A 15,338-nucleotide genomic window follows, 5' to 3' on the forward strand; every position below is an offset into this window, starting at 1 on the left:
GGCGGCGCCCCCTTCGGCGACTCGGGCGGCGGCGACGGCGGCGGCGAGGACGGCCGGTCGCCCGCGCCGGACTCCCCCGGCGAGTCGGAGCCGCCCACGGTCGACAGCGGCTCGGTGACGGACGCGTTCAGCGGGATCAGCCTGCCCATCCCGGACGGCTGGTCGGGGCAGGAGCTGCAGGTGGGCGCGCAGTTGACGGCGGACGACGCCTACAAGTGCCCCGGCGACACCTCCAAGTCCTGCACGAAGGGCGGCGCCTACTCGGCCCCCGCGATGCTCCTGAAGACCGAGGGCAGCACCGCGGAGGAGGTCGCGAAGGCCGACATCGAGGCGAACGCCGAGGAGTCCTACGGCGGCGAGTCCTACGGCGGGATCACCTCGCACGACGAGCTGGCCTCCAAGGCGGTCACGGTCGCCGGGCAGAAGGGCTACCTGGTCCGCTGGAAGGCGGTCACCGCCAAGGGCTCCGACGGCTATGTCGAGTCGCTGGCCTTCCCCTCGCCCTCCGATGCCTCGCGCATCGTCGTCGTGCGCTTCGGTGTCGACACCGACCAGAAGCAGACGGTCATCGACGAGATAACCAAGGGCATCAAGGTGGACACCACGGCCGGCGGCGGGGGCGACGGCCAGGACGTCTGACGAGTCCGGCGGTGCCTGACGAGGCACCGCCGGAAAAGTGTCGGCCGGGTGGGGCGCCCTTCCGCTCGAAGGACGCCCCACCCGGCCGGGGGTGCGCGCCGCCCCCGTCCCCACGGTGCGGCGCGGGCAGGCCACCGTCCAGTCATCCCGTGGACGGCGGCCTGAGTCTCAGGGGAGGCCGAGCGCCGGCAGCACGACGGCCTCGACGAACCGCACGAGGTACGCCGCGTCCGCCTGCTCGCCCTCCAGGACGGGCCGCATCCGCAGCATGCCGAAGAGCTGTGCGGGCACGTACTCCAGCGCCGGGTGCCCGGCCGGCACCTCGCCCCGTGCCACACCGCGCGCGAGGATCGCCCGCAGCGCGGCGATCTCCGGCTCGACGAGCGCCTCGCGCAGCGCGCACTTGAGTTCCGGGTCCTCCATGACCGCGTGGCCGAGCGCCTGGAGCAGCCCGGTGTCCTTGCCCATCCCCTCGCCCGCGGCCGCTGCCGCCTGGCGCAGGTCCTCGGCGAGCGACCCGGTGTCGATGTCGCTGAAGCTCACCCGGCGGTTGGAGCGCAGGGCCGCGGCCACGAACTGGGGCTTGGTCTTCCACTGCCGGTAGAGCGTGGACTTGCTGCACCGGGTGCTGGCGGCGATGCCCTCCATGGTGACGGCGTCGTAACCGCAGGAGCGGAGCTGGTCGAGCACGGCGTCGAAGAACTCCTGCTCACGCTCCGGCGTGAGCTTGGAGCGGCGCGAGGTGCCGACCGTTTCCGGTCGTTCCGCGTCCTGCGACGTCATCGTCCCGGCTCCCTCTCGCTCGTCCACGGAACTCTTTTCCGGTCCCGCACCCAGTGTGTCCTATGTCTATCGATACGCCAGTGTACCGGTACACCACCGTATCGGTACACTGGCGTATCGGAACGAGGTCGTATCGATGAGAACCGTCACACGCCCCCGTACCCGACGAGCCACACGCACCACCGTCAGCGAAGGGGCCGGGGGATGAATGCCCGCAGCGATCCCGCAGAAGCGGGGCCGGACGCGCCCGCGCGTCCACCGCTCGTCCGTGAGCTCCTGCTCGTGGCCGGGCTCTTCCTCGTGTACAAGTTCGGCCGCCGGCTGGCGACGGGACACACCGCCGAGGCCTTCCGCAACGCCCACCACGTCTGGGACTGGGAACGCGTGCTGCGGCTGCCCGACGAGGGCGCGGTCCAGTCGCTGCTCCTGCACGGCGACACGCTGGTCCACGTGGCGAACACGTACTACGCCGCCGTCCACTTCCCGGCCACCCTGGCCTTCCTGGTCTGGCTGTACCTGCGACGCCCCGCGCACTACGTCTGGGCCCGCCGGGTCCTGGCCGCCGTGACCGGCGCCGCGCTGGTGCTGCACCTGCTCTTTCCGCTCGCCCCGCCGCGCATGCTGGGTGCCACCGGCCTGATCGACACGGCCCGGCTCTTCGGCCCCTCGGTGTACGGTCCGCCGCGCACCGACGCGCTGTCGAACCAGTTCGCGGCGATGCCCTCGCTGCACTTCGGCTGGGCCCTGATGCTGGCGATCGGTCTGATCGCCGCGACGCGGACCCGGTGGCGCTGGCTGTGGCTGCTGCATCCGCTGATGACGCTGCTGGTCATCGTGGGCACCGCGAACCACTACTGGCTCGACGTGATCGTGGCCACGGCGCTGCTCGGCCTCGCGCTGGCGGTGCTGCGGCTGCCGCGCGCGCCGCAGCGGCCGCGGTGCGGCCTGCCGCACCGGCGGTCCGAGGTCCGGCACCGGCCGTCGGCCGAGCGCCCCGAGCTGGTCGGGGCGGGCCGGTGAACGCCGCCCTCGTCGCCGTACTGCTGTCGCTCGTCTCGGCCTGCGCCTACGCCGCCGCGGCCGTCGCCCAGGAGCGGCTGGCCTCGCGCGCCTCCGGCGCCGGTGCCCTGCGGATGCTGGCCTCCGGCGCCTGGTGGTGGGCGGTCGCGCTCAACGCCTCGGCGGCACTGCTGCACGTGGTGGCGCTCAAGTACGGTCCGCTCACCGTGGTCCAGCCGCTCGGCGCGCTCACCCTGGTCGCGGCGGTGCCCCTGGGGGCGCGGCTGGCGGGCCGCAGGGTGAGCGCGATCGAGTGGCGGGGGACCGGGCTGACGCTGCTGGGGCTTGGCGCCCTGCTGCTCACCGCGTCGGGGCCCGCGCCCGAGGACGTGCTGAGCGTGCCCGAGGCGCTGGCCGTGTCCGGCGCGACGGCCGCGCTGATCGGCGCGCTGTCGTGGCCCGGCGCCCGGCCGGGGCTGCGGCACGCGACGGCGTCCGGCATCGCGTCCGGCATCGCCTCGGCGCTCACCCAGACGGTCACGGTCGCCGTCACCGACCGCTCGGGCCCGCTGCTGAGCGTCCAGGTGATCGGCGTGGCCGTGCTGGTGGCCGCCTTCGCGACGAGCGGGCTGCTGCTGTCGCAGACTGCCTACCGGGGCGGTCTCGGTGCCCCGCTGGCGGTGGTGACCCTGGCCAATCCGGTGGCCGCCGCGGTGATCGGGCTCTCCCTGCTCGGAGAGCGGCTCAGGGGCGGCGCGGGCGGCGTGCTCCTCGCGCTGACCGGTGCGGCGCTGGCCGCCTGGGGAGTGCTCCAGCTGAGCCGGGCGACCCCGGGGCGGCCGGAGCCGGCGGACCCGGTGGCCGCGGACCCGGTGGCCGTAGGTCCGCCTGGTCCGCTGCCGAGCGGTCCACTGCCCGAGCCGGTGCCGGAGGGCCCGGGGCAGGCGGGACCCCGGCTGGTGCCCCGGCAGCCGGGGCCGGGGCACCTCACGCGGCTCTAGTTCCGGGTCGGGGCGCCGCCTCAGTCCGTGATGAGCGCCGGGTCGCTGGTCCCCGGCCGGCCGTTCTCCACGTGTCCGGCGAAGCGCCGCAGGAAGGCCGGGTCGGCCTCGGAGGTGACCGTCACGTCGTACCAGCGGCGGCTGCGCGCGAGGTCGACGGTGTGGCGCACGGTGGTGCCGGGGCGCACGGTGAGGGTCCGGGTGCGGCCGTCGTAGGCGTTGGCGATCCGCAGCCGGGCCGTGCCGGTCCCGGTGTGGGTGAGGGTCAGCCGGAGGTCGTCGCCGTCGTGCCGCGCGGTGACCTCGGGCCCGGCCGGTCCGGCGACCCCGTTGGCGCCCCGGAAGACGCGCAGGAAGCCGGCCGGGCCGTGCACGGTCAGGTCGTAGGAGCCGGCGGAGTAGGCCGAGTTCCAGGTGTCCGCGAGGGTCTTGCCGGCCTCGGTGGTGTACGTCCAGGGGCCGTCGGTGCGGTTGCCGGAGGTGACGAGGAAGGCGGCGCCGGCCCGGGCGCCGGAGGCGAAGGCCAGGGTGAACTTCCCGGCCGCCGTGTCCACGGCACCGTCCACGTACGGGGCGTAGCGCAGCGGGCGGGAGGGGCGCGTCCCGCGTTCCTGCCGGGGCATGCCGGGGTCCGCGGGCGGTGTCGGACGGTAGTCGGGGTGGCGTTCGCGGTCCGGCGGCTCGTAGGCGTCGGTGTCCGGCAGCCGGGCCGGGCGGCTGTCCGTGCGGGAGAAGTCGAAGGCGGAGGTCAGGTCGCCGCAGACGGCGCGCCGCCAGGGTGAGATGTTCGGCTCGCGGACGCCGAAGCGGCGCTCCATGAAGCGGATCACCGAGGTGTGGTCGAAGGTCTCGGAGCAGACGAAACCGCCCTTGCTCCACGGCGAGACGACCAGCATGGGCACGCGCGGGCCCAGCCCGTAGAAGCCTTCCCGGTGCTTGGCGCTGCCCTTGAAGACGTCCAGGGAGACGTCGACGGTGGACCGGCCCTGTGCGGCGGACTTCGGCGGCAGCGGCGGCACCACGTGGTCGAAGAAGCCGTCGTTCTCGTCGTACGTGATGAACAGGGCCGTCTTCGCCCACACCTTCGGGTTCGAGGTGAGCGCGTCCAGGACCTGGGAGATGTACCAGGCGCCGTAGTTCGAGGGCCAGTTGGAGTGCTCGGAGAACGCCTCCGGGGCGGCTATCCAGGAGATCTTCGGCAGCTTGCCCGCCTTGACGTCGGCGCGCAGCCGGTCGAAGTAGCCCTCGCCGCTCTTCGCGTCGGTGCCGGTGCGGGCCTTGTCGTACAGGGGGTCGCCGGGCTTGGCGTTCCGGTACTTGTTGAAGTACAGCAGGGAGTTGTCGCCGTAGTTGCCGCGGTAGGCGTCGTCGATCCAGCCCCAGTGGCCGGCCGCGTCGAGGCCGTCGCCGACGTCCTGGTAGATCTTCCAGGAGACCCCGGCCGCCTCCAGCCGCTCGGGGTACGTGGTCCAGTCGTAGCCGAGTTCGTCGTTGCCGAGGACCGGGCCGCCGCCCCCGCCGTCGTTGCCGGTGTGCCCCGACCACAGGTAGTAGCGGTTGGGGTCGGTGGAGCCGATGAAGGAGCAGTGGTAGGCGTCGCAGACGGTGAAGGTGTCGGCGAGCGCGTAGTGGAAGGGGATGTCCTCGCGGGTCAGGTACGCCATGGTGGTGGTGCCCTTGGCGGGCAGCCACCGGTCGTACTTGGCGTTGTGGTAGGCGTCCTGCCCGTCGGACCAGCCGTGCGGCAGCCCTTCGAGGAACTGCATGCCGAGGTCGTCGGCCTCCGGGCGGAACGGCAGCACCTCGGTGCCGTCGCCCTTGCGCTGGTGCCACACCGACCTGCCGTCGTCCAGCCGCACCGGGTGCGGGTCGCCGAAGCCGCGGACCCCGCGCAGCCTTCCGAAGTAGTGGTCGAAAGAACGGTTCTCCTGCATCAGGACGACGATGTGCTCGACGTCCTCGATCGACCCCGAGCGGTGGTTCGCCGGCAGCGCGGCGGCCCGGTCGATGCTCGCGGACAGGGCGCTGAACGCCGTGGTGGCGCCCGCGAGTTGGAGGAATCTGCGCCGGTTCACTTCGGCCATGGGGTGAGGGACCTCTCGCCTTGGGGGTGGTTCAACCGGCGGGACGGTGCCGGGTGATGACGGAATGCGCGCGAAAGGAGTGTTCCAGGAGCAGCAAACGGCAGGGAAGGGTCCGGTGGCGCTGGTGTGAAAGTCACCGGTACGCGAGGTGTGCCGGGCCCGTCGCCCGGGGATGGTCGCGATCATGACAGGCATGGACACGGACGCACCGGCACCCCCGACCCGACGGCCCGTACGCCAGCTCCTCGCCGCCTCGGTGGGCAACGCCGTGGAGTGGTACGACTGGTACGCGTACACCTTCCTGGCCACTTATATCGCGGACCAGGTCTTTCCCGAGAGCGCGGACAACTCGCTGGTGCCGCTGCTGTCGACGTTCGCCGTGTTCGCGGTGGGCTTCTTCATGCGGCCCGTCGGCGGGCTGCTGTTGGGCGCGATCGCGGACCGGCGCGGGCGGCGCGCCGCGCTGACCGTCACCATCCTGCTGATGGGCGGCAGCAGTCTGCTGGTCGGGCTGACTCCGACCTACACGGCGGCCGGTGTGCTGGCCCCGGTGGTCCTCGTCGTCGCGCGGCTGCTCCAGGGGCTGTCGGTGGGCGGCGAGTTCGCGGCCTCGACGACCTTCCTGGTGGAGTCCGCGGGGCCGGGCCGGCGCGGGCTCTTCTCCAGTTTCCAGTACGTCTCGACCACGGCGGGGCAGTTGGTGGCCTCCGGGATCGCGACGCTGCTGGTGGACACGCTGAGCGAGGACCGGATGAACGGCTGGGGATGGCGGGTGCCCTTCGTGTTCGGCGCCGTCCTCAGCCTGGTCGGCTTCTGGATCCGGCAGGGCGCCCAGGAGACCCGCAGCGGCGAGCAGCAACGCGCGCCGCGCCCGGCCCTGTTCGAGGCACTGCGCCGCCACCCGCGCGAGTCCCTGCTGATCTGCGGCATCACCGCGGGCGGCACCATCGCCTACTACACCTGGACGTCGTACCTGCCGACGTACGCCGAACTCAACGCGGGTGTCGCCAAGTCGGACGCGCTGCTCGCGGGGACCATCTCGCTGGCCTTCTTCGGGCTGCTCCAGCCGCTCGGCGGCATGCTCTCCGACCGGTTCGGGCGCCGTCCCCCGCTGCTCTTCTTCGGCGTGGGGTTCGCGCTGCTGAGCGTGCCGCTGCTGCACTCCCTGCGCGACTCCTTCGCCGTCCTGCTGCTCGTGCAGTGCGCCGGGATGGTCCTGCTGACCGGCTTCACCTCCATCAGCGCCGCCGTCAACGCCGAGGTCTTCCCGCCCCGGGTGCGGGCGGCCGGGATCGGCTTCCCCTACTCGCTCACGGTGGCGCTGTTCGGCGGCACGGCACCGTACGTGGGCACGCTCTTCAAGGACCTGGGCCATTCCGGGCTCTTCCCCTGGTACGTCGCCGTGCTGTGCCTGCTGTCCTCACTGGTGTATCTGAGGCTGCCGGAGACGGCGCACAAGCAACTGGAGCGCTGACGCCGGGCGGAGGGGGGGAGGGGGACGGCCGCCCGAGGGCCGTCCCCCTCCCCCGGCCGTCGTCAGCGGCGGCGTTTGCGCGGTGGCGGCACCTCCAGTTCCTCCAGCCGCGGCCCGTCCCCGTCCTGGACGCGCCGCCACGCCTCCCGGTACAGCGCGGCGGCGGGCCGGGTGGGCACGAGCACGCCGAGCGCGGGCGACTCGCCGTCGCGCAGGTCGTACAGCGGCAGCTTCCACCGCTCCAGCGGCAGGTGCGGATTGCCGGGCCGGGTCCAGCCGCCGGGCAGGAACAGCGAGCGTCCGGCCTTGGGACGGCTGCCCTCGACCACGAGGTCGGTGGCGGCGAGTTCGGCCCGGGCGGCGCGCAGCCGGGCGGTGCCGCCGCGCTGCCCGCCCCAGCCGGTCCAGCGGGCGGTGTTGCGGTCGGTGGGGTCCGGCATGGCGAGCAGCATCAGGTAGAGGGCGGCGGCGTCCTCACCGAGGCCGTACCGCGCGACCGCCTCGCCGACCAGGTCGGGCACCGAGCGGGCCGGGTCCTGGGGCCACCACAGGCCGTCCGCGTCACGCTCGCCCGCCACCGGGTTGCCCGGGTCGGCGAGCAGCTCGGCGAACGGCCGGTCGTGGACCAGACGCAGTGCCCTCTCCTGGGCGTTCGGCCGCGCACCGGTGGACAGCGCCGCCAGATGGGGGTCGTGACCGGCGGCGTCCAGCAGCGCCGGCCGGATGGCGGGGAGCGGTTCCGTCCGCTCGGTGCCCAGGACGACCGCGCCATGGCGCTCGAAGGCGTCCCCGGTCTCGGTCGGGTCCCCGGCGGCCTGCCGGAACGCCTCCCAGTCGACGCCCCGCCGGTCGAGGGCGAGCAGCAGACCGGGGTGGGCCAGCCGCTCGCGCAGTGCGGTCAGGACGCCGGGCAGGGCGGCCCGTAGCGGGTCCCCGGACGGGAGCCGGTGGGCGAGCCAGGCGGCCAGGGCCACCGCCCCCTTGAGGACCGAGCCGTCGAAGCCGGGCGTCTTCTCGGCGGTCTCCAGGTAGTAGCGGCCGAAGCTCCAGGTCAGGTCCTTCGTCAACCGGGGCTCGATGGCCAGGTCCACGAAGCCCCGCAGGGCGTCGGCGGGCGCCCACCCCACGGGTTCGACGGTCCGGACCGCGTCGTGGAGCACCTCCTCGGGCAGCGGGGTGCGTCTGCCCAGCCGCTCGTTCCAGACCTCGGCCGCGGCGGCGACGTCGGGGCCGTGCGTCCAGAGCCGGGACGGTTCGGTGGGCAGCAGTGCCGCCACGACGGCCCGCAGGGCGCCGCTGTCGAGGGACCTCAGCTCGCCCTTGGCCACGCCGGCGTCGGCCGACTTCACGCCGACGACCTTCAGGGTCGCGGAGGGCACGGCCACGCGTTTGTCGTCGATCTGCGGCATTCCGGCGAGCACCAGCCGGGCCGTGGTCGGGGTGACGCCGGTGAGCCGGGCGAACTCGTCGGCGGCCTCGGGGCGCCAGGGCGCGGGGCCGCGCTCGGCCAGTTCGGCGCGGAAGGCGGCGACCCAGCCGGGTGCCCGCGTCGGCTCCGGCACGAACGGCTCCTGGGACACCGGCGTGTAGGGGGCCGGGGTCTCGAAGCGGCCGGACGGATCGTGGTGGACCGCGCCGTAGTGCCTGCCCTTGATCTCGTAGGGTCCCCACTCGGGGACGAACCGGTACCAGTCGTCGGGGAAGACGAGGAACTCCCCGCCCTCCAGGTCGAGCACGGTCCCCCGGGTGTACCCGTGTGTGGCGCCCGGCCCGTCGAACGTGTCGGGGTCGAAGGCCAGGTGGACCCGGCGCCAGTGGCCGGGGTCCAGTTCCGTCAGCCCGTGCGCGTCCAGTTCGCCGAGGAAGGCGTCCTGGGCCTGCCGGTGCTCCTCCACGGTGGCCTCGGAGGCCGCCCTGAGCGCCAGTACGGCGGGCAACTCGGGCAGGGCCACCGCGTTCAGGTGTTCCAACGGCCCCCGCTTGTCGAGCGACAGGTGCATGATGCCCGCGGGGGCCGGCTCGGCCAGGCCCTTCATCGACCGGGTGAGGAGCCGCGGAAGGCCGAAGAGGTCGTGCCGGAAGTCGTAGTACCCGCGCTGGTCGCGTTCGGTGAGGCCGACGCCGTTCAGCGCGGCGGCGAGCAGGCGGTCGCCGAGCGCGGGCCGGGGTTCTTCCGGGGTGACGCCCCGGACCGCCGAGTCCAGCCGGGCGAGCAGTTCGTCCAGGACGCGCTGCTGCTCGGCGGCGTAGCGCGCCACTCCGGTGATGCCCCGCAGCAGTGCCTCGTGGCCGACCTGCGGGAGGAGGGTGCGGACGGGTGCGAGCACCGGTTCCCGGTCCGCCGCCCCGGCCTCTGCCGCCTCGTCCCCGGTCGTCTCGGCCACGGCCGCCGCCAGCAGTGCCGCCGCGACGTCGTCGCCGGCCCGGCGGAGCGCCGCGGAGCCCTGCGGGTCGCGGGGCCGCAGCCGGTGCCAGTAGCGCAGCGGCGGCAGCAGGGGGGTGCCCGCGGAGAAGGGACCCGCTGTCTGGTCCCCGTGGACGTGGGCGAGCACCGCGCACTCGGCGTCCCGCAGTTGGATGTCGCTCGACCAGCGCATCACGGTGACGGTCCGGTCGGTGCCGGGGAAGGCCAGCGCGTTCTCCGGGCTGCCGCCCACGCGCCGCGGTACGACGACCGAGCGGCCGGTCAGGTCCTCTCCCTGCCGCGAGCCGTCGGGCAGGGTGATCACCCGCCAGCCGAGCGCCCCGTCCACCGGGGCGCACACCGGCCCGGGCTCGGCGGAGAAGGCGGGCAGCAGCCAGGAGGTGTCGAGGGCGCTGCCCTCCGGCGCGGCGCGCAGCCCCTCGGCGAACCAGTCCGGCCCGCCCCGCTCCCCCACCGTGTCGTCGGCCGGGTCGTAGGCGTGCCAGGCGCTGTTCCGCTCGGCGGACCAGTCCTGGATCCAGACCCAGTACGACGTGCCGTCGCTGATCACCTGTCGCCGCCACGGGACGTGGGTGTCCCCCGGCCGCAGTACGCCGCGGCCGGTGGTCCTGCCGCCCCCGGGGAGCGGGAGGGTGACGGACGGCATGCCGTTCGTCCCGCCCTTTCCGTCCACATGGCAGGCGTAGGAGGAGCGAACGTCGCCGTCGAGTTCCGTCGGTGCCGAAGTGCCCGTGCCGGTCTCGGGGTGGTACCAGTAGCCGTACGAGGTGGACGTGGCGGGCGTGTACCAGGAGACCAGGAGCCGGCCGTCCACGTACCGGACGTCGGGGCGCTCCGCGTCGTCCGGGAGGCGCAGTTCGTGCGTGAGCACGGTGCCCTGCGCGTCGATCACCCGGGCGTGCGTGCCGTCGAGGACGACGAGGTGCGGCCAGGCTTCGGCCACGCGTGTCGCGCGGGCCCGCTCCGGTGGCGTGGACGTACCGATCGCCTCGTCCCAGGCGGGCCAGCCCAGTTCGTCGAGCAGCCCGTCCCGCAGCGCGCGGGCGAGCACGGACGCCATGCCGGTGCTCAGCGCGTCCCGCACCTCCTGCTCGGCGGTCGCCAGGATCTCGCCCGGCAGCCACGTCAACGTCTGGAACGGGCCGCTGTAGAGGGAGAACTCACCCAGTGCGCTGGTGAGGTACCCGCGGCTGATCCCGGCCACCCATTCGGCGAGCATCGGACGGCCGCCCGGCGACTCGGCCAGCCGGGCCACGGTGCGCTTGTCGATGCCGTCGCGCTCGTAGGTGGGGCAGCCCCTGCGGAAGGCCGCGCGGAAGCGGGGGTCGGCCGCCAGGGCGACGAGGTCGCGCCGCGTCGGAAGGGCCGCCCAGTCCTGGAGGTTGAGTCCCGCGCGGTCCTCGGGGAGGCCGACCGGGACGCGCAGGGCGAGGAGCTGGTCGAGGAGGTTGACGTCGCCGACTGGGGGCCGCAGCGTACCGTTCCCGGCGTCCAGTTCGGCGCGGAGGGTGTCGGCCATGCGGTCGACGAGCGGGTACAGCTCGGGCGGTGCGATGCGCCGCTCGTCGGTGCGGCACAGGGCGAGGAACCTGCGCGTCCAGCCGGCCGTGCCGTCGGGGGACCGGGCCTCGGCGGGCAGCGTGGCGTCGCACAGTCCCTCGGTGGCGCCGGTCCTGTCCAGCAGGTCGAGCCACTGTCCCAGCTCCTCGTGCTCCCACTCCGAGGGAAGCAGGCCGAGCAGGGTGCCGCGGACGGCGGGTTCGCGCCGGGTCAGTTCCACCAGGGCGGCCCGGTGGGCCTTCCACCAGCCGGGCGGCGCCTTGAGGGTGCCGGGCAGCGGCAGCACCTCGCGCAGGTAGGCCATCTCCTCGGCGAGCGCGTTCCTGCCCGCGACGGCCTTCGCCAGCCTGCGCAGGTCACCCGCGCCGGGGCTGGACGGGGCCACGCCGTGCGCGGCGAGCCGGACGAAGAGCCCGCGCAGGTGCCGGAAGGCGGTGGCGGCCGGCACCCGGGACGAGAGTCCCTTGGCGTAACTGGAGAGCACCTTGGTCGGCATGGCGTCGGCGAGGGCGAACTCCAGGAACACCGCGTCCATGCGGGCCTCGTCGAACGGCAGGGCGTGGGCCGTCTCGGCCTTGCGCGCGTTGACGAACATCTGGGAGGCGTACGCCTGCTCGCCGGCGGCCAGGAACACCCGGCCGGCCTCCTCGTAGAAGGTGGGCAGGAAGTGCGGCACGGAGCCCGCCAGGCGCGCGCCGATCGACTCGTAGGTGGCGCGGGCCCTCTTCGCCCGGGAGCGCACCGTCCGCGCGACCTTGTTCATCTCCTCGACCAGGGACATCGCGAGATGGCCGTCGGAGGGGTGGCGGACCAGCACCCACTCGGGGAAGCCCATGGCCCGGTGCTGTCCGACGCCGACCTCGACCGGGTCGCCCACGGGCAGCAGTCCGAGGAACCCGCCGTCGTCCCCGCCCGCCGGGTCTCCCGCGGCGGGCTCCGTGCCGGACGGGGCGGCGGGTGTCAGGCGTACGACGATCCGGTCGTCCAGGCCCGGGTGCCGGTAGGCCCGGGTGAACACGGGCACGGCCCGGTCGCCTCCCCCGGTGGTGCCCGGCGGCAGTACCGCACCGGCGCGCAGCAGCTCCTCCACTTCTGCCGCCGCCGCGTCCCGTGTCGTGCCGTCGCTCATGCTCGCGTGCCTTTCGTGGGTGTGCGTACCGCTGTGGCGTTCACTGGGCGTCGTCCGTGGGCACGGTGCGGCCGGCGTGCAGGGCCGCCGCCATGCGCATGCCCTCGGACCAGGCGACGGGGCCGACCTCGTGCAGCGGAAGGCGCCGGTGGGCGTCCCCGAGGCTCCAGGACAGACCGCCGGTCCAGGCCTTCTCCTCGGTGTAGGGATCACTCATGCCGACGGAGGCGGTGAAGACGCGTCCGGCGTCCCGGACCCGGCCGACGATGCGGCTCCCGGAGACCTGGTAGCCGAGGGCGGTGGCACGGGCGGACAGGTGGAACCACGAGCGGTACTCGGCGCCCGCGAACTCGGTGACCACGTCGGTGCCGCCGCCGGTCTCCCCCGGCGCCGGCCAGGTGGCCCGGTGGATCTGCTCCACACCCTGGACGACGCCCGACTCGGCGGCGAAGGTGCGCAGTTCCTCCAGACCGGGGAGGAGGACCGGGTGGGGCATGGTCACCGTACGGGGGGTCAGGCGGACGGTCTCGCCGTGCGGGTTCATCACCCGCAGCCCCTCCGACTCGTCCGCGCCGCGCAGGAAGCCGACCTCGTCGGGGTCCTCGCCGACCACGACGATGTCGCGCAGCGCCGCCCGCCACGCCTCGTCGGGCCACACCCGCGCGAGCAGCCCGGTCGGCACCGGCAGCGAGGACACCATCCAGTTGTCGACCTGTGCCGCGCACTCGGCGGCGTGCCGGTCCAGCCACTCGGCGAAGCGCCGGAGTTCGACCACCTCGGGGCGGTCCTGTATCTCCGCGGGCAGCGTTCGCTCCCGCTTCCCCTCCGCCGCCGGTGTCGCCGGCGCGGACCGCGCCACCACCCGGCCCCCCACCAGAGCGACTTCGTACGTGTCGCCCGCTGCCAGCCAACCCATCAGGTCTTCGCCTCTCCCGCTGCTAGGAACACACGGCTCAGCACACGCGCAGGCCCTGAACCGACACGCTCTGCTGTGGTGTTGGCCAAAGACTAGGGGCACCCACTGACAGTGACGGGTGGCGACCGGCGCGGTGCTTTCGCGCCAGATTGACCGGCGGCGGTTTTCGGCCGGGCCCGCCGTCCGTCGGTGGGCGGTCGGGCCGGGCCGGGACTTGGAGGGCGGCCCGCCCCGGCCGGCGGACCCAGCCCTGGCCAGGACACCAGGGACCGGGGCCGGGAGGCGGCTGCCCCTCGTCGGTTCCCGCTCGGACCTCAGCCGCCCGCGGATTGGTGTGTTATCCGCCCTTCTTCGCCCGGTCACCCGTCCCGGTCCTCCCCCGACGAGGCTCCGGCGGCGGCGAATTGCCTCCGTTGCGGTTCGCACGTGCGTACGCGTCGTGTTCCACCGTCTCGAATAGGGGCACATGGCCCGGTGGCGCGGGGGCGCGCGGAGTCGGCGGTCCGAACGGGACCGCCGCCGACATGAGGTGGGGGAGATGGTTCGTGTTGTGGTGGTGCACGGCGAGACGCTGTTGCGTTCGGCGCTGGTGCAACTCCTGAGATCCGAGGAGGCGTTGGAGGTGGCCTCGCAGTGCCCGGACGCCGACGGCGCGGAGGGTGCGGCGTTGCCCGCCGACGTCTGTGTCGTGGACGGCGAGTACCTGTCGGATCCGGACGGACCCGGCGCGGGGGTGCGGACTCGGTACGGTGACCGGCTCGTCGTCCTGACGACCGCCAAACGGCCGGGTGTGCTGCGCAGGGCGTTCGACGGGGGCGCCCTCGGGCTGGTCGACAAGAACGCCCCGGCCCATCGGCTGATCACGGCGGTGCACACGGTCGCCAAGGGCGAGCGGTTCCTGGACGAGACGCTCACCGTGGCCCTGCTGAAGGGCGCGGAGATGCCGCTGACCACCAGGGAACTGGGGGTACTGGCCCTGGCCTCCCAGGGGGCGCCGGTCGCGGAGATAGCGGCGCGCCTGCACCTGTCCCGGGGCACGGTCCGCAACTACATGGCCACGGCGATCCGGAAGGTGGGCGCCCGCAACCGCATCGACGCGATCCGCATCGTGCAGAGCGCCGGCTGGACGTGAACCCGCCCCGGCCCGGTCCGCGGCACCGGACGGCGGGGCGCGGTCACGGCCTTCGAGGCGGCCCCGTGTGCCAGTGGCCCGTCAGGTCCCGGTAGAGAGGCGAACGGCTCAGCAGTTCGTCGTGCGTGCCGCACTCCGCCCGTACGCCGTCCAGTACCAGGGTCCGGTCGGCGCGCACCGCGGAGGACAGCCGGTGCGCCACCACGAGCAGCGTTCCGGGCCGCCGCGCGAGGTTCTCCTCCGCGCGGGCCTCGGACGCGGGGTCGAGATGGCAGGTGGCCTCGTCGAGCAGCAGCAGGGGGGCGGGCGACAGGTACGCGCGGACCAGCGCGACCAGTTGCCGCTCCCCCGGCGAGAGTTCGGCGGGCCGCACGGTGCCGTCCAGCCCGCCCAGGCGCTCGACCAGGGGCCGCAGCCCGAACGCCTCCACCGCCGCGTCGAGTTCGGCCCGCCGGGCGTCCGTCCTCAGATCCGTCCTCAGATCCGTCCTCAGATACCCGAGGTTGTCGCCGACGGTGCCGGAGAACACGTAGGCGTTCTGCGGGACCAGCACCCGGAGTGCGGCCAGTTCGGCGGCGGGACGCCCCGTCACCGCGCGGCCCGCCACGCGCACCTCGCCGCGGCTCGGCCCGAGGGTCCCGGCGACGAGGCGGGTCAGGGTGGACTTGCCGATGCCGCTCGGGCCGACGACGGCGAGGTGTTCGCCCGGGGCGACGCGCAGGTCGAGCGAGTCGAGCACGGGCTCGGCGCGGGCGCCGTAGGACAGGGTGACGGAGCGCAGTTCCACGGCCGGGACCGCGGTGGTGTGCGCCGCGAAGGCCGCCGTCTCCGGTGGACTCGCGGGGCTCGGCACCGGGCCCGGACCCGGCTCCGGGTCCGGGTCCGGGTCCGGGTCCGGCTCCGGCTCCGGCTCCGGCTCCGGGCCGAGGATCCGGTCGAGGACGACCAGCAGCCGGGACCCGGCCGCGCCGAGCGCGGTCATCAGGGTGTGCAGGGCGGGCAGCAGGGACTGGACGAGATAGGTGAACGCGCCGAGCAGCGCGCCCGCGCTCACCCCGCGTCCGCGCAGCCACTCCACCGCCAGCAGCAGCGCGAGCACGGGCAGGTGGCCCGCGACGCCGAGCGACGCCGTGCGCACCGCCGCCCATCCGGCCAGCGTCCGGGCCGCCGCGGCGGCTTCGGCGACCAGGTCCGCG

General features: G+C 74.1%; 9 protein-coding genes and 1 pseudogene. 5 read left to right on the plus strand and 5 right to left on the minus strand.

Annotation, left to right across the window (positions count from 1 at the left end):
* A pseudogene (locus tag BZZ08_RS36545) lies at positions 1–639 on the plus strand (hypothetical protein); the annotation flags it as partial.
* Positions 640–807: 168 nt separating this feature from the next.
* On the opposite strand, the gene BZZ08_RS36550 reads toward BZZ08_RS36545, so the two are convergent.
* Positions 808–1,422: a TetR/AcrR family transcriptional regulator gene (locus BZZ08_RS36550; protein ID WP_104636464.1), complete on the minus strand. Its 615-nt coding sequence runs from the start codon at positions 1,420–1,422 to the stop codon at positions 808–810.
* Between the two features lie 204 nt (positions 1,423–1,626).
* Here BZZ08_RS36550 and BZZ08_RS36555 point away from each other — a divergent pair, with 204 nt between their 5' ends.
* Both BZZ08_RS36555 and BZZ08_RS36560 read left to right on the plus strand, forming a co-directional pair.
* Complete coding sequence (locus tag BZZ08_RS36555; RefSeq protein WP_104636465.1) at positions 1,627–2,442, plus strand: phosphatase PAP2 family protein; 816 nt, start codon at positions 1,627–1,629, stop codon at positions 2,440–2,442.
* Positions 2,439–3,422: a hypothetical protein gene (locus BZZ08_RS36560; protein WP_104636466.1), complete on the plus strand. Its 984-nt coding sequence runs from the start codon at positions 2,439–2,441 to the stop codon at positions 3,420–3,422. Before BZZ08_RS36555 ends, BZZ08_RS36560 begins: the two co-directional genes overlap by 4 nt.
* A gap of 20 nt (positions 3,423–3,442) precedes the next feature.
* Here the strand turns inward: BZZ08_RS36560 and BZZ08_RS36565 are convergent, their stop codons facing one another.
* Positions 3,443–5,506: a phosphocholine-specific phospholipase C gene (locus BZZ08_RS36565; RefSeq protein ID WP_104636467.1), complete on the minus strand. Its 2,064-nt coding sequence runs from the start codon at positions 5,504–5,506 to the stop codon at positions 3,443–3,445.
* 172 nt (positions 5,507–5,678) lie between these two features.
* On the opposite strand from BZZ08_RS36565, the gene BZZ08_RS36570 reads away from it, so the two are divergent.
* The gene (locus tag BZZ08_RS36570) at positions 5,679–6,980 is read left to right on the plus strand and encodes an MFS transporter (RefSeq protein WP_198601908.1); all 1,302 of its coding nucleotides are present in this window, start codon (positions 5,679–5,681) and stop codon (positions 6,978–6,980) included.
* Positions 6,981–7,042: 62 nt separating this feature from the next.
* Here BZZ08_RS36570 and BZZ08_RS36575 read toward each other — a convergent pair whose 3' ends face one another.
* Complete coding sequence (locus BZZ08_RS36575; RefSeq protein WP_104636468.1) at positions 7,043–12,094, minus strand: DNA-binding protein; 5,052 nt, start codon at positions 12,092–12,094, stop codon at positions 7,043–7,045.
* Between the two features lie 40 nt (positions 12,095–12,134).
* A complete protein-coding gene (locus BZZ08_RS36580) occupies positions 12,135–13,010 on the minus strand; it encodes a DUF4132 domain-containing protein (RefSeq protein ID WP_104636469.1) in 876 nt (291 codons plus the stop codon).
* 529 nt (positions 13,011–13,539) lie between these two features.
* Between BZZ08_RS36580 and BZZ08_RS36585 the strand changes: the two genes are divergently transcribed.
* The gene (locus BZZ08_RS36585) at positions 13,540–14,142 is read left to right on the plus strand and encodes a response regulator transcription factor (protein WP_157953368.1); all 603 of its coding nucleotides are present in this window, start codon (positions 13,540–13,542) and stop codon (positions 14,140–14,142) included.
* 43 nt (positions 14,143–14,185) lie between these two features.
* Here the strand turns inward: BZZ08_RS36585 and BZZ08_RS36590 are convergent.
* A partial coding sequence (locus tag BZZ08_RS36590) for an ATP-binding cassette domain-containing protein (RefSeq protein WP_133169258.1) occupies positions 14,186–15,338 on the minus strand: 1,153 nt, incomplete at its 5' end.

Source organism: Streptomyces sp. MH60 (assembly GCF_002939385.1).
Classification (GTDB): Bacteria; Actinomycetota; Actinomycetes; order Streptomycetales; family Streptomycetaceae; genus Streptomyces.